Origin of the sequence: Chlorogloeopsis sp. ULAP02 (assembly GCF_038404745.2) — a bacterium.
Lineage (GTDB): Bacteria > Cyanobacteriota > Cyanobacteriia > Cyanobacteriales > Nostocaceae > Chlorogloeopsis.
Genome location: NZ_JAYKTT020000074.1, coordinates 49,424 through 72,291 on the forward strand (window position 1 = coordinate 49,424; position 22,868 = coordinate 72,291).

Genomic DNA, 22,868 nt, shown 5'->3' on the forward strand with positions numbered 1-22,868 from the left:
AGCGCAGTGGCTCCTCAGGAGGAAATGCCGTGTATGCTTTCCCGATTTGGGGGGACTTTGCAGTGTAATAACGTCCTCGCAACAGAATCCTCGCTGCAATCTATGGGAAGCTCCCTGTGAAGGAAACTGGATATTTTGCAAAGACAGGGGAAATTGGTATGATTCTAAGTGCGGTTTATCTATCAATTTTTAGGAGTATTTTCCACGGTCTGTGGTGAAACTGCTAAATCAACCTTTAGTTTTTTAATTTAAAGATTGGGAGCTAACTATGAAGAGGCGTTCCGCATTACGCGCCTTACTATTTACTACAGGATTAGTAATACCTGCCTGTGCTCAGACACAAAACTCTACTCAAAATGAAGTATCAACGAGTCAAACCCAAGCAGTTGCTACTGCACAAAAATCAAAGTCGGTGGAACTAACATTGGTTGGTTATGGAGTGGCTAAATCGCTTTTCTCCAAGATTATTCCGGCATTTCAACAAGAGTGGAAGGCGAAAACAGGTCAAGATGCAATCTTTAAGGAATCCTATGGTGCATCTGGAGCACAAACTAGAGCAATCCTGGGTGGTTTACAAGCTGACATCCTGGTTCAAAATCTCCAGAGCAACATAGATCCTTTAGTGGAGAAGGATTTTGTAAGTCAACAGTGGAGCCAACGATTGCCCAATCAAGCTTCCCCTGCTAACACAGTTATGGTTTTAGTTACAAGACCGGGAAATCCCAAGCAAATTCGAGATTGGAGGGATTTAACTCGCGAAGGTGTGTCTATTGTGGCGATTAATCCACAAACTTCTGGTAACGCTCGGTGGGGTATCTTAGCAGGGTATGGTTCTCTTCTCAAGTCTCAAGGAGAGCAGGCTGCTGATGATTTTCTCAAAAGCTTTGTGAAGAATATTAAGACATTAGTGAGCAGTGGGCGAGAGGCAACGGATGCATTTGTAAAAAACAAAATTGGAGATGTATTAATCACATTTGAAAACGAGATTATCTTCACTAATAACTCCATTCCTGAAGATTATCCCTACATTGTGCCGACGACTAATATCCAGGTTGATTTTCCAGTCACTGTCGTTGACAAGATTGTAGATAAAAAGGGAACCCGCGAAGTTGCACAAGCATTTACTAAGTTTTTATTTTCACCCAAAGGTCAGGAAATCTATGCTCAATCAGGCTATCGTCCCATTGAGCAAAAGGCATACCAAAAACATACCAAACTTTACAAGCCTGTAAAGACTCTTTATAAAATTGCAGATTTTGGTGGTTGGAAACAGGTTAACCAAAAGCTTTTTGCCGATGGAGCGTTATTTGATTCTGCCCAAGCAGCCCGAACTCGATAATTGCAATGTCAGCTATCTCTGTAACACCCTCTACACAACGCTTTCATCAAGCTCTTTTGCAAGGTTTAGCTCTTACATATGTTAGTTTTATCATTCTGCTACCTTTGGGAGCAATCTTTCTACAAGCTTCTAAAAGCTCTTGGCAGAAATTGTGGCAAGTTGTGACTGCTCCAGTTGCTGTAGAGGCATATAAGCTTTCTTTTTCTGCTGCGCTGTTGGCTGCTCTAATTAACAGCGTTTTTGGAGTCATACTCGCCTGGATCTTAGTACGTTATAACTTTCCTGGCAGAAAGCTTGCAGATGGCTTGGTGGATTTACCTTTTGCTATGCCTGCGGTAGTTGCTGGTATTGCTTTAGTGTCTGTGTACGGTTCTGGTGGAGTAGTTGGACAGTACTTTGACTCTGGAACATTTTTAGGGAATTGCTTGCGGCAACTTGGTATTGAGCAGGTTAACTTGACTTCATCTGTAGTCGGAGTTGTTTTTGCAAAGATTTTTGTTACCCTTCCTTTTGTCGTGAGAACCGTACAACCTGTGTTGATAGAGATTGAGCCGGAGGTTGAGGAAGCAGCGCACAGTCTAGGAGCAAACTCTTGGCAAACATTTTGGAGAGTTATTTTTCCCCAATTATTACCTGCAATCTTGACAGGATTTACTCTTGCTTTTGCCCGTGCAGTCGGAGAGTACGGTGTAGTAGTGATAATTTCTGGCAATATTCCTTTTGAGACAATGATTAGCTCAGTCTATATCTACCGTCGATTGGAACAGTATGACTATAGTGGTGCAACAGCTGTGGCGATTGTGTTGTTGGTGTTTTCTTTAGTGATTTTGATATGTACTAATTTGTTGTACTGGTGGAGTCGGCGATATGAAATTTCCGTTCCTATGAGGTATTAATACGGCATATTTCTCGCCATATAAAAATAAGATTGCTGTTAGTAGCAAAAAGTAATTTTGATAGAAATGAAATTCTTGATCAAGCAAGTTAAGGCAACCTTACAATCGCTACCTTGGGGACGCTATCTATTAATTACTTTGGGTCTTTCTTTCTTAGTGATTGTCGTTGTTTTTCCCCTATTAAATATTTTTTATCAAGCATTTGCCAATGGCATTGAAGCTTATTGGGCTGGAGTTACGATACCTGAAGCACGCCATGCCATTTTTTTAACTGTGGTGATCGCTTTAGTTTCGCTTCCTCTTAATATCGGGTTTGGAGTATTGCTTGCTTGGATTTTGGCGCGGTACTCGTTTCCCGGTAAGGTACTGTTGCTAGGAATTATTGACTTGCCATTAGCCATTTCACCTACTGTTGTGGGTTTGATGTTCATTCTTCTCTATAGTCATACCGCAGGTATCTTTGGTTCCTGGTTAGAAACAGTCAACATAGATGTCATTTTTGCCCTACCAGGGATGATTTTAACGACTTTGTTTGTAACCTTCCCATTTATAGTACGAGAGGTACTACCAACGCTGCAAAACATGGGAATGGAAGAAGAGGAAGCAGCTAAAACGTTGGGAGCAAATTCGTGGCAGACTTTTTGGCGAGTGACTTTCCCTTCTATTCGTTGGGCTTTGCTTTATGGGGTACTGATCTGTACATCTAGGGCAATCGGAGAGTTTGGAGCAGTTTCGGTTGTCTCCGGAAAGCTGATTGGACAAACAAACACTTTGACATTGCACGTCGAACAAGTATATACAGAATACCAAACTGTTGCTGCCTTTGCCTGTGCGTCGCTTCTAGCTGTAATGGGACTCCTAAGTTTGGTAGGACAGGAATTGCTGCGAACAAAGGACAAATCTTGAAAGTTCGTTTTGTCACAATCCTCTCAACACAGAGATTAAATTAGGTTTGGTTTAATAAATTACTATATTTAAAATTTTATGTCAGAAGAAGTACTTAAATCATCACTGGGAGAATACACTTATCCTCAAGGATATCTGGAGTATGTCAGCACCTTAACGTTTCTGGGTCGTTTGCGCTGTTCTACCCGACAAATTGAAGCTGGCAGTTGGCAAGAAATTCTCTTGGACTATGAAGTTGGTGCTTCTGGAATTGCAGACGGTGCTTGGTTTAAGGTAACTTTTAAATTTTACTCAGATTGGGCGTTATTTCAGACGGAAGATCCCAAGGCTGCTAACTATATTTCTGCCGAATACCAGGCTCGTCCTCCTCTGGTTGGTGAAAGTCCGGCAACTGTGCAATCACTGAAAATCCGATTTGATCAGAAGGGGCATGAACGTCCTTATCAAAAGGCAATTATTGTAGACATCGTAGATGGCTACCTCAAACCGGGAGATCACATCTTGATTCGGTTAGGCGATCGCCGCGCTGGTAGTCCGGGAACACGAGTGCAAACTTTTGTGGAACAAGGTTTCCGATTCCGGGCTTACATCGATCCGGTTGGCACTTCTCGCTTTGCTGAAATTCCCGGTGATGTGGTGATTGATATTGTGCCAGGATTACCTGCAAAGCTGACAATTGTAACCCCGCGACTTGTCAAGACAAACGTTTACTTCCCTGTACGGGTAAGAGCAGAAGACGCTTGGGGTAACACTTGCTGGGGACTAGGAGGAAAGTTACACTTAACAAGTTATAGTTTAGGCAAAATCCTCCCAGAACGGCTACTTAATTTACCAGAGCAAGGTTGGGCAGTTGCAAAAACAAAATTGACTCTAGATACAGATGCAGAAACAATACTTCAGGCTACTTTAGTAGGAACTGAACTGCAAAGCGCTCCAACTGCGATCACGGCTGAAAGTAACATCAACTTTCCACGAGCATTTTTTGCCGATCTCCACGTACACTCTAACAACACTGTTGGAACTAATAGTACAGAGTATAATTTTGCCTATGGTCGGGATGTCGCAGGGCTAGACGTTCTCGGCTATACAGCCAATGATTTCAATATCACTGAAGAACGCTGGCAACAAGACGTGAAACTCTGCCAGGAGGTAACGCAGGAGGGCAAGTTTCTCTGCTATCCGGGTACAGAATGGTGTGGTAACTCAGCAGCGGGAGGCGATCGCAATGTTATTTTCTTGAGTGATGAAGTGCTGTTTCCCTATGATCGCCAGGGAAAACAAGTACGCTCGTTTGAGTGGAATGAAGATATGAAAGGTAAGCAACTAGTACCTGGAGCTTGGCCTGTGGATCGGCTTTACGCCGCCTACATTCACAATCCAGAGCAGTACCTACTCATCCCTCACATTGGCGGACGGCGTGCTATTTTAGACTGGCATCACCCCAAATTGGAACGTCTGATAGAAATCGGTTCTGCTTGGGGACATTTTCCTTGGTTTTATCAAGATGCTATCAGTCGTGGATATAAAGTCGGTGTATCAGCCAATGGCGATGAACATCGGGGACGTTGTGGTGGTGGGGTTCCAGGTACAGCAGTTTTTGGCGTCAATGGTGGAGTTACAGGAATTATTGCCCCCTCGCTTACCAAATCGGATATCAATTACGCCTTGCGTTTTCGTCATACCTGGGCAACAACTGGTGAGCGTCTTGTCGCTTTGTTGTGGTCAGGTAAACATATTCAAGGAGATGAATTTACTACATCTGAAGCAGTTACAATTAATTATCGATTGCTCGGTACAAGCGGTTGGGATGAAATTGCGGCATATAATCACAATGGTCTGCTGTGGCATCGCAATCTTCAAGCTGAAGCAGGTTATGCTCCAAACAAAATTCGTCTACGCTGGGGTGGCTCACGAATTAAAGACCGCTATCGTTGGGCTGAATGGCGTGGAGTATTAGAATTTTCTAATACAATAGTTCAGTGCTATCAAGCTTATGGACTAGAACATTCAGAGGAGTATGTAAGACGAAAGGGAGCACTGCAATTAGAATTTCGCTCTGATACCTACGGAGATTCTGATGCAATTGAACTGGAAGTTTCTGATTTGCTCCATGCTAAGTTTCGGCTTGAGGTGCAAATCGATAGTTACATCAAAATTGGAAGTCCACTACAACGCAATCCCTATATTCATTGTCCAGAATTTAGTTGGGAATTCACTGGCAAAGAACTAATTAACTATGGAATGCTTCGGCAAGAACTGGGAGGAGCAGAGCTTTTCATCGTAGTAGAAAGGATAAGTGCAACTCAAATGCCAAGAGATATTGGTGGCAGTTTTGTACTGGAACCTCAACACACTCCCCATGGTTTTCTGCCCATCTATATTTCAGGTCGTCAAATTGATGATGCTAAAGTCTGGACTAGTCCTTTGTTTATCGTGTTTGAGACTTGAAGTATTTATTAGCTGAAACTTCCATTGAGCGATCGCTTGCTCTGGCTTAATAATTTTTACGCAAAAAGGATGATAAAGAAGATGCAAGTACGTGGTGATTGGGAGATAGAGAAGTATCGTATTTTATTTTTCCCCCAGAGAACGCAGAGGATACTCAGAGCTTTATGTTCAGAACTCAAAGAATAAATAATTATAAAATTTGTAAAATACATCACTATTAAGTGATTTATTTTTCTAATCTAAATTTAGATTCATCTCTCCATCGGTGGTGTCGTCATGATCCAGTACAGATATCGAGTATTGGTAGCCACTGTTGCTTTTTCTTGTGTTTTACCCTTAACAGTTCAAGCCGCTCCATCTGTTGAACCTCAAAGGACTACTGCACAGACAGTGGAATTTGTACAGCAACGCATTTTGTATGTCAACCCTCAGCAAGGCACAGATGCCCCTAATGCTGGCAAAAGTCAGTTGACTCCTTTTAAGACAATTACCTATGCCTTGCAACAGGCAGAACCTGGTACAGTAATTCAGTTAGCCCCTGGACAGTACCAGGCTGGGGAGACTTTTCCGCTCAAACTTAAGCCAAAAGTTATTCTCAAAGGTAACGAATTCCAGCAGGGGCAAGGAGTTGCAATTGTTGGTGGGGGTGACTATCTCAGCCGTATCTTTGCCCGCCAAAATATCACTCTCTTGGCTGCCCCAGATAGTCAAGTTATCGGTGTCACCATTACCAATCCCAATACACGCGGCACAGGCATCTGGGTAGAATCTGCTAATCCTACTATTCGTAACAATACCTTTGCCAACAACAAGCGAGAAGGTGTTTTTGTCACGGGCAACGCCGATCCCAAAATCCAGAACAATCAATTTATCAATAACGATGCCAATGGAATTTCTGTCACTGGAATAGCCAAAGGCGAAATCAGGGGAAATACGTTTCAGAAAAACGGTTTCGGTTTAGCGATCGGTGGCTCTTCTACTCCGTTAGTAGTCAATAATCAGATTCGAGGTAGCAGAAGCGGCTTGGTGGTGACGGAGAAGGGGCGTCCAAATTTGCAAGGGAATTTCGTTGAAAATAACAGTCAAAATAGCCAAATAGCGATCGCTCCTACTCAATCAAATGTAAACAATAATGACTTGCAAAATAATCTAGAAAACAACAGTGAAAATGCTCAAATAGCAAGCGCCCCCACTCAACCAAATCTAGACAATAATAATTTTCAAAATAATCTAGAAAATAGTAGTGAAAATGGACAAATAGCGATCGCTCCTACTCAACCCAATCTAAGCAATAACAATTTTCAAAATAATGTAGAGGAAGTAGGTAATGAGGCGAACTCTATACCAACAAAGCCGCCGTTACCAGCAGTACCGGAGCAACCAGATAATGGAATATGGGCGAGAGCGGATCGGGGGATCTTAAAAGAAGGTATATATACTTTTCCAGATGGATTAGTTATTTACTCAAATGGAAACAACGCATTTTGTGGTTTCACAAGTCCAGCACACTATAAGAGGTATGACAGAGGGTGGGACAATGTGAAGTCAATCAGCGAACAGGATAGAGCTAGAGTTGTATCTGATATGCGTGATGAGGGACTTTGTCCCCTAGCTGATGCAGATAAAAATAGCAGGGTGTTTGTTCATGACATCAACCGCAACGATTTTGGGAATACCCAACAGCTTGTAATTCCGAGTGTAGCAGCACAGCCGCAAGACAAATGGGTTTTAATTATGGGTAATAAAGTAGTGGTGATTAACTCTGATGGCAAGGTGTTTACCCATGACATCAGCGGGAATACTATGGGAAATGTTAACCAGCTTCCAAATTCAAGTGGTAGATAAGTGGTTAGGCAAAATTAAAGTTACGGGTGGAAATCGAGGAACAGGGTACAGGGAACAGCTTAAAAGAATGTTTAATTAATTTTGTTAAATCTGGGATAGATTCAGCATGAGCAAGTTGTGTCATCGCTGGCAGAAGAGATAATGCTAAGATTGTGCAGTTTGTTCTGGTTCTGCTTGTTCTAGCTTCTGTCCTAATTTTGGCTCTGTACCAGCAAGTAATCGTTCAATATTACTGCGATGCCGCCAAACAACGTATAATCCACCGACAATGCCGAACAAGATGTAGGGTAGTGGTTGGTGAAAAATTATCATGAAAATAGAAACAGCGATCGCACCACAAATTGAACTTAAGGAAACTATCCGTGAGATGGCGACGACGACAGCAAACACCCCTACTGTTGCCAGTGCCACCTGCCAATTCATTGCCAATAAAACACCCAAACTAGTTGCAACCGATTTACCACCACTAAATCCTAAAAAAATGGATTTACTGTGTCCCAGTATTGCTGATAATCCTGCTAAAGTTACCATCCAAGATTGCCATATTTCCAGATTTACTGTTGGGGGAATCAAATTTTGAGTTTGGGCAAAGTTGAATAACCAGTAAACAAGGAAAATTGCTAAAACTCCTTTTAGACAATCAATCCCTAAAACAAATGCTCCAGGGCCTTTACCTAAAGTTCTTAGCACATTAGTTGCGCCTGTAGAACCAGAGCCAACTTCGCGAATATCAATACCTTTTAATAGCCTCACTAGTGTGTAGCCTGTAGGAGTTGAGCCTAGTAGATAGGCTAAAACCAAAATTGCCCCACACAAACTGAACCAAATAGCCATATGTCAACAGTCCATAGTCCATAGTAAAAAGTCTACTACTCTGTCAACCAAGAATTGATGCGTTGAGGCTGACACTCCAGACGCGGGAACACGGAAGAGGACAAGGAGATCAAGGAGATAAGGAGACACGGGAACACGGGGAGTAATAAACCATCAACTCCTGTACGGGCGGGTTTAAAAGAGAAGTTGTCGATTTTAACCGAAAAATAATCAATGAAATCCGCACGGCAGTCGCACTCGACGCGCTTAAGCCGACGCCAGGTGCTACAACGGGGGGAACCCCCAAGGGCGCACTGGCTCCGCAAGGGCGCGCTGCCTCCCCTACTATTAACAAATGATTTATGACTAATTAAAAATCATCATCATAGCTTCTCATCATTTTCGGATCAGGGGCAAAGGCTAACCACAAGGGAAATTGCAGTAGTGCCAGACTAATTTGCTCTTCGGAATCGTCAATGATAATCAAAGGCAATAGCTTAGATTTCTGCAAGCGATCAGCTTTTTGGGCTAAAGCTTCTGGTGTCTCAAATAATGTTACTCCGCGATCGGGGCCAAAATCTGGACGACCAATTCCCAAGCAATCCTGCAAGCCACGCCGCCACTCACCTAAGCGTTCTGGCGTATTAGCTAATACTAAAGTGCGGAGGCGATCGCCATATAATTTGTGCAATATTGAGATAACTGCTGAACTAATCAGTATATTTTGCAATCTGCTTCCCATTGTTCGCAAAGCACCCCTTCCTCCTTGGTTGAAAAACCAGTCAGATACTCGTTCAGCATGAACTGGTTCAAAGGTACGGCGCAATTGCCAAGGTGGGCCATAATAATCTGGTTTGTTGCGATATTGATCGATGAGACGGCGAATTTGTTTTGTAGTGTCTTGAAACTGCTGTTGGGCAAATTGAGGTGTTCCTAACTCAATTTCTGCTGGTTGAACCTCTTTGACTATCGATTTTTCTGGTTCTGGTTTAGTCTTCGGTACTAATTGCAACTGTTCTGCTGCTACTGCCAAATCCTGTAAACTACCTGTGAGATAGTCCTTAAAACCCTGCACCCGAATAGCCAAGTCTTGAGAAGCACCTGCAAATGTGGTTCGCATCTCGTTACGAATACGTTCTTGACGTCGTTCTAGCTGTTCTATTGAGAGTTGTAATGCTTGTTTGCGTTGTTCTAGCCCAGCAAGCGCTTCTTGCACTAGCTTTCCCATTGCTTTTTGCGTTTGTTGCATTTGTGCTTGCAAGCTGGCAATTTCTTGTTTGAGAGCTTGTTCCTGTTGTTGCAGTTCGGCGATTCTTTGAACTACTTTTAGCTGATCATCTTCTAAGTTAACTTGTGACTCCAGGGTGAGTGTTGCCTCTTGTTCTTGTAGGGCAATATCATCAGCAGAGAACTCTTGTTTCGACTCGTCTTTAAGGCTTGTGGCTTCTGCATTTATGAGAGGCGAATCAGAAGTGGGTTCGTCTTTTACTTCTGTGTCAAGAGTAGAGTTTTGGGCTGCTGCTTCCGCCACTGGTTCAACAGATGAGTTTTCTTGTTGATCGCTTGTCAGGCTTTGTTCTTCTTTTTGCACTAAAGACTCTTCTGTTGGTTGTGGGGCTTGATATTCCTCTGGATTCATAAACTATATTGCAATAACGATGACACAATTAAATAACTTTCAGAAAATATACAATTTACGAACTATAAAAGTCTCTAGTCCTGAGTTTGCAAAACTTGCGGTAAGTCTGAAAGCTTATCTCTTTACGAGATGACACACACAACAGCTAATTTTGCAACTGTTACATTGCTATCATAGACTATTGCTGCTGTGGAACACACGCTAACTCATGCTTGTGTCAACGTATGATTGGGCTTGGCGCAGATTGAAAGATCTATGAAATCTATGCTTGTTTGCAGGTATTTTTTTGCGGCTGTTGATTTTATTTAGGACTCTATACGCGGGCAACGTTCTTCTAAGCAGTTTTTCAGAGTGTTAGGGTCAAATAAGATAGGTAGAAAGTGAATACTTTTAACTTCTTTGAAATAAAACAAGATAGGAATTTTATCCCAAAAAATACGCCAGTTTTGCCATTCTAAATAAGGAAAGCGCCTAATTAAATTTTCGCCTCTATAGATATCTAAATCGGTGGCGGTAAATTGCAGTCGTATTGTTACTGCCTGCAAAATCAGAAATAACCCCAAAATTGCGATCGCACCGCCTACCCAAGGTTGCAAAAAAAGCAGTGGAACGGCTGCGAACACTAACACTGCGGGTAGGTTGTAACTAGGCTTAAGTTCCACAGTTGATGCTAATAATGGTGCTTTTGAAGTAGTCACAGTCTTAATTCCTGTTTTGTGAGTAGACATTATTGATATTTTAGGAGTTAGTCACTTGTCATTGGTCATTGGTTAGTAGGGGAGGCAGCGCGCCCTTGGGGGTTCCCCCGGTTGTAGCGACTGCCGTGCGGGTTTATTTAGATATTTCGTCATCCTAGAGAGATTGTTGTTAAAACCCGCCCGTACAGTGGTTAGTGGGTAATGGGCATCGGACATCGGTAAAAAACCAGTTCCCCTTGTCCCCATGTCTCCTTTTGCCCGCATTTCCCCTGCCACTCCTTCCTCTTTGCGTCCCCACCTCCCCGCGTCTGGGTGTCCCCATATCTTCTTGTCTTATTCCTAGCCCCTAAAATCCTTGTAATAAGGCACTTCCCGCTCCTTGAAACATTAACCAAGAGAGAAAGAAGTTACTAATAAATATAATCAGCAAGGCTGTAACAACAGCAGTTGTAGTTGACTGTCCCACGCCTTTAGCTCCTCCAGTTGTAGTCAAGCCCCAACTACAACCGATAACAGCAATTAAGACCCCAAAGCAACACCCTTTGACTATGGCACTCAAAATATCCCAAGTATCAAGAAAGTTACGGGCTGAGTCTAAAAACTGTGTATCCGAAAGATTGTATACATTAATAGAAATAAATAATCCCCCTAGCATCCCTGTCACCAAAGATAAAAGGGTTAAAACTGGCATCATTAAAAAGCAAGCAATGACGCGGGGAATAACTAAGTAATCTACAGGATCTGTTTTTAACATTAATAAGGCATCTATTTGTTCTGTAACACGCATTGTGCCGATTTCTGCCGCAAATGCCGAACCTACGCGCCCTGCGATAATTACTGCTGTGAGTACAGGAGATAGTTCTCGTGTTAGCGCAACTGCTAGCACTCCACCTACAAGATTTCCTGCACCAAAAGTGATAAATTCCCGCGCTACTTGAATAGTAAAAACCGCACCCACAAAAATGGCTGTTAAAAGGGCAATAAATAGTGAATCTGGCCCTACTGCTGCCATTTGTTCTAGGGTATTGCGTCTATGGATTTTGCCTCTGAGGAGATGAACTAATACTTGTCCACCCAAAAATACTGCTGCCAGCAACCGCTGACCCCATTTCCCCAAACTAGATTTAGATATAGTCTCGTTCAATGTTCACTATCTAACTCGGTAACTGCATTTAGAATAGCGAATTTAGTGAATAGTCAATAGTTATTTGTGATTGGTTAGTGGTTAGGAGTTAGTAGGGGAGGCAGCGCGCCCTTGCGGAGCCAGTGCGCCCTTGGGGGTTCCCCCCCGTTGTAGCACCTGGCGTCGGCTTAAGCGCGTCGAGTGCGACTGCCCTGCGGGTTTGATTGATTAACTTTGGGTTAGAACCGACAATTTCTCTTTTAAACCCGCCCGTATAGTGGTTAGTAGTTATTCTCCCTCTCCGCTCCTGTGCTCCCCTGCTCCTGGTGCTTTCTTGTCCCCTTGTTTCCCCCTCCCCTTGTCCCTTTCCCCTCTTCTGGTTAACTTAGGTTAAATCTCATCTCAGAAATTAATATTTCGATCCATAGCACTTCTACTCCAAACATGACTGTAAATACTCCCGTCAAGCCTGATTTTGCGGGGCTTAACCAGAGTTGTGCTTTGACCAGATTTGACAACTCTGTTGAGAAATTATGTGTAGGTATTTTAATGAAAACTTAAGATTTTTGAAATCTCGCCCACTGCGGAGCGATCGCACTTATTGTAGAAAGTGACAACTAAAGGTAAACGGCTATTGTCCCTCTTAAACCACGGAGCCAAACCTGTTATGACGATTTTGACGAACTTTCTCCGCTCCCTACTACTTACGATTATTATCAGTTTCGTCGCCCCTATGTTTCTTGTCGGCGCTATGCTGTTGAGCTTGTCACTCATTGGTTATGTCCCCGGTTTACAAGGATTAACAGAGGCGATCGCTACTCATATATTGCAGTTTCTCATTATTTTTGGTAGTGGCACTGCCTTTAGAGGACTGTTTGTAATTAGTTTGACCTGTGGTTTTGTTGGGGGACTGTTTGATACTTATGCTTATTATCGGTGTCAAATTTTACGATAGTTTACTTAGGTATGTAGAAAGCTAATTTGCAATTGTTGATTTTTATAATCAAGAAGTTTAATTTATAACAGTAGAAAAATATTGCAAGTCCTCGTCTAGAATTGAATTGGCAAAGTGAAATTATTATTTATTGGTAATTTAGGGTAATTTAGAATCTAAAATATTTTGATGAATTTAACTCAAGTTTAGTATTGAATTTTTACTCTAGAATTCGACAAAGCAGTTCGAGCGGCAAGTAAGTTAGCATATAGAAAAGACACTTGCAAGTTGTAAAAATTAAATTACAATTCGTATGAGTGTCAAACCTGTTTAATTTCTTTTGAACAAAAAGCAGGTTCAATAAGTGTTTTTGTTTTTGAGATTCAATTTAGAGGTATTTTTAACTGCCCATGATTTGGCCTTTTAAGCCTAAGTTTCGCAAACAAATTGCTCGAATTGAAATTACTGGTGCGATCGGTAGTGCAACTCGCAAGCGAGTTTTAGAAGCTCTGAAAACTGTAGAAGAGAAAAAATTTCCGGCTCTACTGCTACGTATTGATAGCCCTGGCGGTACAGTAGGAGATTCTCAAGAGATATACAGTGCCTTAAAGCGTTTGCGTGAAAAAGTCAAAATTATAGCTAGTTTTGGCAATATATCTGCTTCTGGTGGTGTCTACATTGGTATGGGAGCCGAACACATCATGGCTAATCCAGGTACAATTACTGGTAGCATTGGTGTAATTTTGCGTGGCAACAACTTGGAACGCTTGTTAGAAAAAATTGGTGTTTCCTTTAAGGTAATCAAATCTGGCCCCTATAAAGACATTTTGGCTTTTGACCGAGAACTAACTGAGCCGGAGCAAAATATCTTACAAGAATTGATTGATACTAGCTATCAACAGTTCGTGCAAACAGTCGCTGAGGGACGGAACTTAGCAGTGGAAGCTGTAAAAAGTTTTGCAGATGGTCGGATTTTTACTGGTCAGCAGGCTTTAGAATTGGGTATTGTAGACAGATTAGGAACCGAAGAAGACGCGCGTCGATGGGCAGCAGAACTTGTCGGTCTTGATCCAGAAAAGACACAAGTCTTTACGCTAGAAGAACGTAAACCCTTATTAAGTCGTTTATTGCCAGGAACTCGTCAGGTTTCGTCTGGATTAGCCAGTGGTATTGATTGGCTGGAATTTGAAATGTCTACTAGTGGTTTACCTTTGTGGTTATATAGACCTTAAATCGTCATTTGTCATTTTTCTATATTCAGCAGTCCCAAACTAATGAATAATGACTTAATGACTTAATGACTGAATCTTAAGGAGGATTGATTAGTGGAGTGGCGAATGCGGGCGATTCGCGGTGCAACAACAGCCTCGGAAAATACGCTAGAAGCGATGCGAGAAGCTGTCATGGAATTAATGGATGAGCTGGAAAAACGCAACCAACTGCATCCATCGAATATTATTAGCGTTACTTTTACAGTGACACGAGATTTAGATGCAATTTTTCCAGCTGCGATCGCCCGCCAACGTCCTAATTGGGATTGCGTCGCCATGCTAGATGTACAACAAATGTATGTTCAAGGCAGTTTGGAGCGTTGTATCCGGTTGTTAATTCACGCTTACCTGCCAGACTCCAAACCAATTTACCATACATATTTGCGTCATGCTGCCCAATTGCGCCCTGATTGGAGACTACCCCAAGCTTTTTAACCAAACCTAAAAATTCTCAAGGCGATCGCCAAATATACAGTGAAGATTGCTAATGGCTAATTGGCAGATGCTTCGTTAAATAAGTAGATAGAACAAGCTTTTCAACTTCTACCCTCTGTCTTGAAAGTGGGTGTGGGGGTGTAAGGGTGTGGGGTATAGGGGAGCCAGTGCGCTGGCTCCTTTATGCCGGGGAATCCTTACTTACAGAAGCCGCCTTCGGCGTCTACGCCAGTCGCCTGTGGAGGAGCCACTGCGGTGGACGGGTTTTCCGGCATAAAGCAAGTGGCGTTGGAAACCCTACCAAGAGCGCTGGCTCACCACCGGACTGACTCACCGTGTCTTTGCGTCCCCGCCTCAGCCTCAATTATCCCCTGATTCAGCAACGCCCTACTTACGTCTTTGATTAGCCATTAGCCTGTTTTATCTTCTTTGCTAACTTTCCTCTAGTTTTTTATGATGAAAACGAATTCCTAAAAAAATGTCATAAACGAAAGCAAAAAAGTCTTTCTTTTGTAGTAATCCTAACGATTGGTAACTACCTTTTTCATCTAGAAGAGGCTTCATGAGATAGTATGTGGGTTGATAATTGTACCAAGGAATAGAAGGCCACAAATGATGAATTAAGTGATAATTCTGTCCGAGAATGAGAATATTGAGAATAGGGTTTGCGTAAACGCGGGCATTTTTCCAGCGATCGCGCTCTACAAAAGGACGATGGGGCAAGTAATCAAAAAATAAACCCAATGTTAATCCAACGATGCCAGAAGGTACAAACCAAAAATTCAGAACATAACCCAAAAAGTGGTACTGCACAGAAAGATAGACAATTGCCACTACAAATAAGCGGCTTGCCAACCATTCCAGAAGCTCATATTTTCGCCAAAGGCGGCGTTTAAAGAAAAACACCTCATGATAGAAAAAACGTACCGCTATTAGCCATAATGGGCCGCCTGTAGAGACAAAGTGATCTGGGTCATCTTTTGGATCGTTGACATGAGCATGATGCTGTAAATGCACCCGTGTAAACACCGGAAAGGCAAAAACCAGCATCAAAGCACTACCATGTCCTAGCATCGCATTAATTATCTTATTGCGATGGGCGGCTTGGTGACAGGCATCATGAATCACCGTGCCAGAAATATGTAAGGCAATAATGTTCATGACAAAAGATAACCAGTGCGGCCAATGCCAAACCCAGTAACCCAAGCAAGATAGCACAACGATTCCCACAGCCGCCAAAAACATCAGCAGTGTTGGATTCAATCCACCAGGAGGCGCTAATAATTCTTTTGGGGGGACTGTCAGTGGCTTCCGTGCCTCCGACACGAGCATCGCAAACTCCTTACTTACTCAAATGTTATTAATGAATGTGAGGGCGTAGACACGTAAAATCCCTAGAAGGCAGCTGACAGTGAGAGTCGCAGCTTCCCTGAGGATGGGATAAATCGATGGATGACTTCTTTGGAGTCAATGATTTAGGGAAGTATTGCAATCAAGATGAATGAGCTATCCAGAAGCAATTCTGATTAGCCTGAGCTTGGTTTTCCCTACATAGTTATCCTCCTTGGCAATTGGTTCTTGGTCAAGAGCTGCCCATTGAACTGTGTAGAGTTCCCCACGAACTGTTGCAGGGATACCAAGTGCTTGAGCTTTACAGCAGATTAACTTCACCAGCCAATAATATAGAACAGCAGTAACTGTCTGAACTGCTCTACTGAACAGATGATAGCTGCAAATAAACGACTTTAATCTTGATCGCATCCTTAGATAAATTACAATCCACCCTGAAAGATTATAGAGATTTAAAGTTTTGTATAGCAAGATTTATCGATTATCTTCGCATATCAGGGGCTAATTAAAGGTATGATTCCAGACGAGACTCTAAGCTTTTGTTGATTAATTAGGATGTGTAAAAAAAGAGAACAAGGAGTAGGGGAGCTTCAGGTGCAGAGGGGCAGAGTGGGGGAGAATTTTTCTCCTTGTCCCCGTGTCCCCGTGTCCCCCCTCCCCGTGTCCTCTTCCCAATCCCTTCCTTACAAGTAGCTGTACAACCAGTCCCCTTAAAACTTCCCTCCACCTCAAGCAACAGCCAGCTGAAATGACTGATTCAGCAGGCACAGACAACAGGTAGACTTTCAAATTACGATAATTCCCTGAGTAGCTCCTAAGTTTCAGCCCCTATGCAACTAAGAGATTCTGTACGCCGGACAAAAATTGTCGCCACAATCGGCCCTGCCACCAGTAGCCCAGAAATGCTCAAAGCTATTATTGAAGCTGGTGCTACCACGTTGCGACTAAACTTTTCCCACGGTTCCCATGCCGATCATCAACGCAATATTCGTTTAATTCGGCAAATAGCCTTTGAGTTAAATCAACCAGTAGGTATTCTCCAAGATTTGCAAGGGCCAAAAATTCGCTTGGGAAAATTTGAAAATGGATCGATAGTAGTAGCTCGTGGCGATCGCTTCACCTTAACGAATCGCCCAGTCGTTGGCACACAGGATATTAGCTGTGTTACCTACGAATATTTAGCAGACGAAGTTCCCACAGGGGCAAAAATCCTTCTCGATGACGGGCGAGTAGAAATGCAGGTAGAGGAGGTGAGCCGAGATAAAGGCGATTTGCATTGTCGCGTCACTGTTGGCGGCACACTTTCTAACAACAAAGGTGTGAACTTTCCCGGAGTATATCTTTCTGTCAAAGCCATGACCGACAAAGACCGCGAGGATCTCATGTTCGGTTTAGATCAAGGTGTAGACTGGGTAGCACTTTCCTTTGTCCGTAACCCGCAAGACGTCATCGAAATCAAAGAACTCATTTCCAGCACAGGCAAGCAAGTGCCAGTCATTGCCAAAATTGAAAAACACGAAGCCATAGAACAAATGGAAGCGATTTTGGCTTTGTGTGATGGCGTTATGGTTGCCAGAGGGGATTTAGGTGTAGAACTTCCAGCTGAAGATGTACCTATATTGCAAAAACAGCTAATTGCTACTGCCAATCGCTTGGGGATTCCGATCATTACCGCCACCCAAATGTTGGATAGTATGGTTGGCAATCCCCGTCCTACACGTGCTGAGGTGTCAGATGTAGCTAATGCGATTATTGATGGCACGGATGCTGTCATGCTTTCCAATGAAACGGCAGTGGGTAAGTTCCCGGTAGAGGCTGTAGCAACAATGGCACGCATCGCCGAAAGAATCGAGCAGGAAGCAGCACAAAACACCAATGCCAGTCAGGCAAAAGACAGTAAACGCTCCATTCCCAACGCTATTAGCCAAGCAGTCGGACAAATTTCCGAACAGTTGGGAGCAGCAGCCATTATGAGCTTGACACAAACCGGAGCCACTGCCCGCAATGTTTCTAAGTTCCGTCCCCACACGCCGATTTTGGCTGTTACACCCCATGTGAATGTCGCCAGACAACTGCAATTGGTATGGGGAGTCAAACCGCTACTAGTCTTGGAACTGCCTTCTACCGGTCAGACATTCCAAGCAGCCATTAATGTTGCTTTGGAGAATCAGCTAGTATGTGAGGGAGATTTGGTGGTAATGACGGCAGGTACTTTGCAAGGCATTTCCGGATCGACAGATTTAATCAAGGTAGAAGTCGTAACAGCAGTACTCGGTCAAGGAATTGGACTCGGACAAGGTTCTGTTAGCGGTAGAGCCAGAGTCGCTCACACTGGCATGGATGCGAGTAACTTTAATCCTGGGGATATTCTGGTTGCACCCCGCACTAATGCCGATTTTGTAGAAGCGATTCGGAAAGCAGGTGGTATTATTACTGAAGAAGAAAGTCTTAGTTGTCATGCAGCAGTAATTGGTTTGCGTCTTGGCGTGCCGGTAATTGTCGGTGTGAAGCAGGCAACTCAGGTGATTCGGGATGGAGCAATTTTGACAATGGATACGCAACGAGGTGTGATTTATTCTGGGGCAGTGGGAACGCCGTAGAAGTGGTTAGTAGGGGCGGGTTTATAGAAAAGATATTTCGTCATTGTAGAAAGATTTTTGTTAAAACCCGCCCGTACAGTGTTTAGTAGTTAGTGGTTGGTGGTTAATTTCTCATTATCATTCTCTGCATGGTGATGCAAACTGGAGGCTCCGCCTCCTCCTCATGAGGCGGAGCCTCAGTTAATGCCCAGTCAGGCTGGAGCCTGGGAAAGAGAAATAGAGAAACCATAGGCAAACAACCCGCACGTACAGTGAATTGTTAGTGGGCAATGGGCATCGGTTAAAAAAACCAATTCCTCTTCCTACTCCTCAATATTTTCTTAGTTGCTCTCAAGCCATACTGGCAAAGCTTTGGACAAGATGCGATCGCTTCTCTTGCTTGAACGTACAATTTTCCAAAAATTAATTGGTAGTTAAAGATAAACTTGAGTGCAGCAGTATCAGCCACATAAACTTTGCTATGACGATCGCGGAAAATTTGATCTTGACTGGGTTAGGCATTACCACAATCGGATTATTTGCGGGGATTGTCTATCAAGCAGTGAGTGAAGCCATTGCTCGACGTAGATATCCTTCACACGGTGAACTTGTTGATATTGGAGGATTTCGTTTACATCTCAACTGTGTCGGGCAGGGTACGCCAACGGTTGTCATGGATGCTGGCGGTGGTGCTCCCTCAATTACATGGGGCTTGGTTCCATCTGAAATCGCTAAGTTTACTCGTGTCTGCACCTACGATCGCGCGGATTTGGGCAACCGTATATAGTGATTAGAAAGCTAAAGGGCTTGTCTTATCCAATATAAAATCTGCCACTTTTGGAGTTTTACCCGTTGTCGCATCTTCAGAAGGGCTGAGTAAAACCGATCGCTGAGTAAACTTTTGATTGTCAAGCCGACGTTCTACCCGGCTGGGAATACCGTAACCGTAGATAATATGTCCTGCTCCAGCTAACACTACCACTTGGTGTTCTGGATTTGCTTTCACGAACTTAGCGATCGCCTCTGCCATTGTTTCATCCCATAGCACTTGCGCCAAGAAAAAGCGTTCTGAACTAGGGCTGTTACCATGCCCTGCATCTTGATGGTGTTGAAAGGCTTGAAGTGCTAATTCGCGATATGCTTGGTTATCAGTGCGAATTTCTGTAAAGGGAGGGATAAATTGGCGTTCCGAGGGTGTAAGGCTTTCTAATCCTTGACGGGCGACTTTGCGAGTAATTTCTGTTGGGGTGTTTAAGGCTAAGACGGGTAGTTGTTTTTGTTTGGCAAAGCGGAGGATGGGCGCGTAATTTTCCCAAGGGAAACCCCAGCGTTTTTCGTACTGGCTTTTCTCAAGTAGTTGTGCTTCTGTTAGTTTACCTGCCAAATATTCATTGACAACACCTTGATAGGGGCGCTGGAACATTTCCATAGCGATCGCTATTTTCGGGTTACGCTGGTAAAGTTCTTGAATAATTTTGAGTTGGTTTTGGTGATCGAGGCTTCTGTCGTGAGTTTCCCCCAGGTATATTACATCGACCTTTGCCAGTTCTGACAGCATCTGTTGCGGACTATAAACAAATTTTTCTGCTTCACCACAACTTTGATCCAAGTTTGGAAAGATAGGATCTAAATTATTGGGCGGTGTAGCGATGACTAATTTGGGAGGACAGGAATTTTTTACTGTTTGAGCACAAGCAGGTAAGGTGGAAAATAGTAGGTAAAAAGTAAAAGATAAAAAGTAAAAAAATAGTTTTTTCGTTTGGAAGCTTTGCTGCTTGTTTGCTAATATTTTGGTCGATGACTGTAACTTGAATTGCATAAAAGGTGTCTCAGTACAGCTTTGCATATGAAAGGACTCTGGCTGGAAAACAAACAACTGCAATTACTGAGCGACATTCCCGTTCCTGAACCACCACCAGGAGAAGCCTTGGTACGGGTTTTGTGCGCTGGTATTTGCAACACTGACTTAGAACTTACCAGAGGCTATTATCCCTTCACTGGCATTTTAGGACATGAATTTGTCGGCGTTGTGGAACAAGGGCCAGAACATTTAATCAACCAACGCGTTGTTGGGGAAATTAACGCTGTTTGTGGGCAGTGTCGGTTTTGTCGTAGCGGTAACTCAACTCACTGTGAAAACCGCACAGTTCTTGGCATTGTTAATCGTAACGGAGCCTTTAGCGACTATCTTTGTTTACCAATAGAGAATCTACATATCGTACCGGATCATATTCCCACAGAAGTAGCAACATTTACCGAACCTGTAGCCGCAGCATTGGAAATTCAGCAGCAGGTAAAATTACATCCAGATGAGCGAGTACTTGTAATTGGGGATGGCAAACTGGGGCAATTGGTAGCACAAACACTGGCATTAAGTGGTTGTGACTTGTTAGTAGTGGGGCGTCATCCTGAAAAACTGGCTAATTTAGAAGCACTGGGTATAAAAACAGGCTTTGCTGATGCTGTCACAGACAAAGCTTTTGATATTTCAGTTGAGTGTACGGGAAATGCCGAAGGATTTGCGATCGCGCTTCGTGCTTTACGTCCTCGTGGCACACTGGTACTTAAAAGCACATATGCTGGCAATCTTAGCTTAGATGCTTCCTCGTTGGTAGTAGATGAAATTACTTTGATTGGTTCGCGTTGTGGCCCGTTTCCACTAGCATTGGAAGTGCTAGCTCAAGGTAAAGTAGACGTACAACCCCTAATTCACGCTCGCTACCCCCTCAGTGAAGGGTTGGTGGCATTCGCTCATGCTCAAACAAAAGGTGTTTTAAAGGTTTTGTTAGAAATTAGTCATTAGTCATTGGTCATTGGTCATTAGTAAAAAGATAAATAGCCCAGGATTCTTGTAGCATTATGGAAGCAAATATTTAATTTAAAAAGCTAAAAAGCCTATCAAACAAGCAATATTCCTTTTGCCTATCCGAAGCTTTGAGCGGAGGTTTCCTCCGCACCCTTACGGGAAAACGCCTCCGGCGTCTACAAACTTCTCTGTGCCATCTGCCATCTGCCTTTTCGTACTAATAATACATCGCATTTGTTTTTGCTTGGTAATCAAGACAATTTATTGCTTCTTCTGTATTAGCAATACAGGGGTGGACAGTGCATTTGAGGCGATAGTCGTCGGTAAAATATTGGCAGCTAGAGCAGGGAATTTGATGCATCTGCTTTGCTATCTTGACACTATCGCGTGTTGCTGACCATAAACTCCATGCAACGAGAATTATTAATGCCCAAGCACTGATCAAGCAAAGAGGCACTAAAAATTGTTGAATTATATGGATTAGAAAATATATTATCTGAGACACGGCAATTCTTGTGCAAATCTGTAAAAAAATTTGAGTGAGGATCGAGAAGTTATATGTGATCTTAACCTCTCATTCCTCACTCTTGACTTCTTACTCTAGAAGTATTGATTTAGATGCCGGCATGACCAATTGCTAAACCAGCGACAAGCATTCCTAAGACTAGGAACGGTTGAGCGCTGGCTTGGTATTTGACGTCATTTTTGAGGGGATCGCGCAGGAAATACATATCCTGGAAGGTAATTTGTGGGATGATCAGCAATATGAGAATTGCCGCGTACAAATTTTCGTGAATATAAATAAGATAGGCAGCGATCGCGGTTTGAAAGACATCAATCATCACCACACAAATCCAAGCGGCGGTGGTGACGCCAAACATTACAGGTAATGACTGCAATCCTAATTTGCGATCGCCTTCTACACTCTTAAAGTCATTGACAATGGCGATTCCCAACCCAGCCAAACTGTAAATTAGAGTCAGAACAACGATTTTCCAATTGAGTTCACCAAACAAAGCATGACCGGTACACCAAGGGAAGGTAATATAGCTTGCACCTAAGGCATAACTTCCTAACCAGCCGTTTTGCTTGAGCTTTAAAGGTGGGGCTGAATATATATAGCCAACAAAGGAACCGATGAGAGCGATCGTTGTAATTGTAGGAAATTCATTCCCTGCCCATTTATCTAAAGTAAATGCTAAGGCAATACCTGCAATTAATAATACCCAAATCTGCGTAATTACCTGGGGTACAGAAATGGCTCCAGAGGGGATTGGGCGATATGGTTCGTTGATGGCATCAATTTCGCGATCGTAGTAATCGTTCAGAATTTGTACATAACCTGCCATCAATGGCCCTGATAGCAACATACAAACTGCTGCCTTAAACACATTTTCCAGTGTCCAAGTATACTCCCCAGAAGAAGCCGCACCACAGATTACACCCCACATTAAGGGAATCCAAGTGATGGGCTTCATCAGTTGCAAGCGGATTTTCCAAATCGATGTTTCTCCAGGTGCAGCACCTTTCATGCCCAACAGTTGCCTAGTTTTAGCACCACGATTAGCAATGGCTTGTGCTTCCTCAGTGGTTGCGATTGAATCTAGGGCTTCAGATGTATTGGAATTTGTGGTAGTGGGAGTTGATTCAGACATAAGGCGTACTGAATAAATAGGGACTAGGGGCTATAGGGACTAGGGGCTAGGAAGAGGAGAGGGGGAGAGGAGCCAGCGCCGTGGGCGGGTTTCCCGACTTGGGGCGACTGGCGTGGGGAGACAAGGGGAGA

At 43.3% G+C, this 22,868-nt stretch carries 21 protein-coding genes; 12 read left to right on the forward strand and 9 right to left on the reverse strand.

The window, feature by feature from the left end; genetic code table 11:
* Positions 1-268: 268 nt before the first annotated feature.
* The 5 genes from U2718_RS26015 to U2718_RS26035 all read left to right on the forward strand — a co-directional run bounded on the left by U2718_RS26015 (position 269) and on the right by U2718_RS26035 (position 7,434).
* Complete coding sequence (locus U2718_RS26015; protein ID WP_342002805.1) at positions 269-1,339, forward strand: sulfate ABC transporter substrate-binding protein; 1,071 nt, start codon at positions 269-271, stop codon at positions 1,337-1,339.
* 5 nt (positions 1,340-1,344) lie between these two features.
* Positions 1,345-2,235: a sulfate ABC transporter permease subunit CysT gene (cysT, locus tag U2718_RS26020; protein ID WP_342002804.1), complete on the forward strand. Its 891-nt coding sequence runs from the start codon at positions 1,345-1,347 to the stop codon at positions 2,233-2,235.
* Between the two features lie 66 nt (positions 2,236-2,301).
* A complete protein-coding gene (gene cysW, locus U2718_RS26025; RefSeq protein WP_342002803.1) occupies positions 2,302-3,141 on the forward strand; it encodes a sulfate ABC transporter permease subunit CysW in 840 nt (279 codons plus the stop codon).
* A 78-nt stretch (positions 3,142-3,219) separates the two neighbouring features.
* A complete protein-coding gene (locus tag U2718_RS26030; RefSeq protein ID WP_342002802.1) occupies positions 3,220-5,589 on the forward strand; it encodes a hypothetical protein in 2,370 nt (789 codons plus the stop codon).
* Positions 5,590-5,865: 276 nt separating this feature from the next.
* Positions 5,866-7,434 (forward strand): right-handed parallel beta-helix repeat-containing protein, encoded by a 1,569-nt coding sequence (locus U2718_RS26035; protein ID WP_342002801.1) that lies wholly within the window; start codon positions 5,866-5,868, stop codon positions 7,432-7,434.
* A 144-nt stretch (positions 7,435-7,578) separates the two neighbouring features.
* On the opposite strand, the gene plsY is transcribed toward U2718_RS26035, so the two are convergent.
* The 4 genes from plsY to U2718_RS26055 form a co-directional block, all read right to left on the reverse strand.
* Positions 7,579-8,268, reverse strand: coding sequence for a glycerol-3-phosphate 1-O-acyltransferase PlsY (gene plsY, locus U2718_RS26040; RefSeq protein ID WP_342002800.1), 690 nt, complete (start codon positions 8,266-8,268; stop codon positions 7,579-7,581).
* Between the two features lie 349 nt (positions 8,269-8,617).
* Complete coding sequence (locus tag U2718_RS26045) at positions 8,618-9,886, reverse strand: DUF3086 domain-containing protein (RefSeq protein ID WP_342002799.1); 1,269 nt, start codon at positions 9,884-9,886, stop codon at positions 8,618-8,620.
* 305 nt (positions 9,887-10,191) lie between these two features.
* Entirely contained in the window at positions 10,192-10,614 is a 423-nt protein-coding gene (locus U2718_RS26050; RefSeq protein ID WP_342002798.1) for a DUF3119 family protein, read from the reverse strand.
* Positions 10,615-10,930: 316 nt separating this feature from the next.
* Positions 10,931-11,728 carry an MlaE family lipid ABC transporter permease subunit gene (locus U2718_RS26055; RefSeq protein WP_342002797.1) on the reverse strand — a complete coding sequence of 266 codons (798 nt, stop codon included), beginning with the start codon at positions 11,726-11,728 and terminating at the stop codon, positions 10,931-10,933.
* Between the two features lie 646 nt (positions 11,729-12,374).
* On the opposite strand from U2718_RS26055, the gene U2718_RS26060 reads away from it, so the two are divergent.
* From U2718_RS26060 to U2718_RS26075, 4 genes are all read left to right on the forward strand, one after another.
* Positions 12,375-12,662, forward strand: coding sequence for a hypothetical protein (locus tag U2718_RS26060; protein ID WP_342002796.1), 288 nt, complete (start codon positions 12,375-12,377; stop codon positions 12,660-12,662).
* A 389-nt stretch (positions 12,663-13,051) separates the two neighbouring features.
* Positions 13,052-13,873, forward strand: a complete 822-nt coding sequence (gene sppA, locus U2718_RS26065; protein ID WP_342002795.1) for a signal peptide peptidase SppA — start codon at positions 13,052-13,054, stop codon at positions 13,871-13,873.
* Positions 13,874-13,978: 105 nt separating this feature from the next.
* Positions 13,979-14,347 (forward strand): chorismate mutase, encoded by a 369-nt coding sequence (gene aroH, locus U2718_RS26070; RefSeq protein ID WP_342002848.1) that lies wholly within the window; start codon positions 13,979-13,981, stop codon positions 14,345-14,347.
* A 183-nt stretch (positions 14,348-14,530) separates the two neighbouring features.
* Entirely contained in the window at positions 14,531-14,722 is a 192-nt protein-coding gene (locus U2718_RS26075; RefSeq protein ID WP_411813369.1) for a hypothetical protein, read from the forward strand.
* Positions 14,723-14,779: 57 nt separating this feature from the next.
* Here the strand turns inward: U2718_RS26075 and crtR are convergent, their stop codons facing one another.
* Positions 14,780-15,679 carry a beta-carotene hydroxylase gene (crtR, locus tag U2718_RS26080; protein ID WP_342002794.1) on the reverse strand — a complete coding sequence of 300 codons (900 nt, stop codon included), beginning with the start codon at positions 15,677-15,679 and terminating at the stop codon, positions 14,780-14,782.
* 174 nt (positions 15,680-15,853) lie between these two features.
* Positions 15,854-16,108: a hypothetical protein gene (locus tag U2718_RS26085; protein ID WP_342002793.1), complete on the reverse strand. Its 255-nt coding sequence runs from the start codon at positions 16,106-16,108 to the stop codon at positions 15,854-15,856.
* 419 nt (positions 16,109-16,527) lie between these two features.
* Between U2718_RS26085 and pyk the strand changes: the two genes are divergently transcribed.
* Complete coding sequence (gene pyk / locus U2718_RS26090) at positions 16,528-18,297, forward strand: pyruvate kinase (RefSeq protein ID WP_342002792.1); 1,770 nt, start codon at positions 16,528-16,530, stop codon at positions 18,295-18,297.
* A gap of 460 nt (positions 18,298-18,757) precedes the next feature.
* Positions 18,758-19,063, forward strand: a complete 306-nt coding sequence (locus U2718_RS26095) for a hypothetical protein (protein WP_342002791.1) — start codon at positions 18,758-18,760, stop codon at positions 19,061-19,063.
* Between the two features lie 3 nt (positions 19,064-19,066).
* Here U2718_RS26095 and U2718_RS26100 read toward each other — a convergent pair whose 3' ends face one another.
* Positions 19,067-20,095, reverse strand: a complete 1,029-nt coding sequence (locus U2718_RS26100; protein WP_342002790.1) for a ChaN family lipoprotein — start codon at positions 20,093-20,095, stop codon at positions 19,067-19,069.
* A gap of 27 nt (positions 20,096-20,122) precedes the next feature.
* On the opposite strand from U2718_RS26100, the gene U2718_RS26105 reads away from it, so the two are divergent.
* Entirely contained in the window at positions 20,123-21,079 is a 957-nt protein-coding gene (locus tag U2718_RS26105; RefSeq protein WP_342002789.1) for an MDR/zinc-dependent alcohol dehydrogenase-like family protein, read from the forward strand.
* 220 nt (positions 21,080-21,299) lie between these two features.
* Here the strand turns inward: U2718_RS26105 and U2718_RS26110 are convergent, their stop codons facing one another.
* Positions 21,300-21,587: a hypothetical protein gene (locus U2718_RS26110; protein WP_342002788.1), complete on the reverse strand. Its 288-nt coding sequence runs from the start codon at positions 21,585-21,587 to the stop codon at positions 21,300-21,302.
* A 109-nt stretch (positions 21,588-21,696) separates the two neighbouring features.
* A complete protein-coding gene (gene chlG, locus U2718_RS26115) occupies positions 21,697-22,737 on the reverse strand; it encodes a chlorophyll synthase ChlG (protein WP_342002787.1) in 1,041 nt (346 codons plus the stop codon).
* Positions 22,738-22,868: the final 131 nt, after the last annotated feature.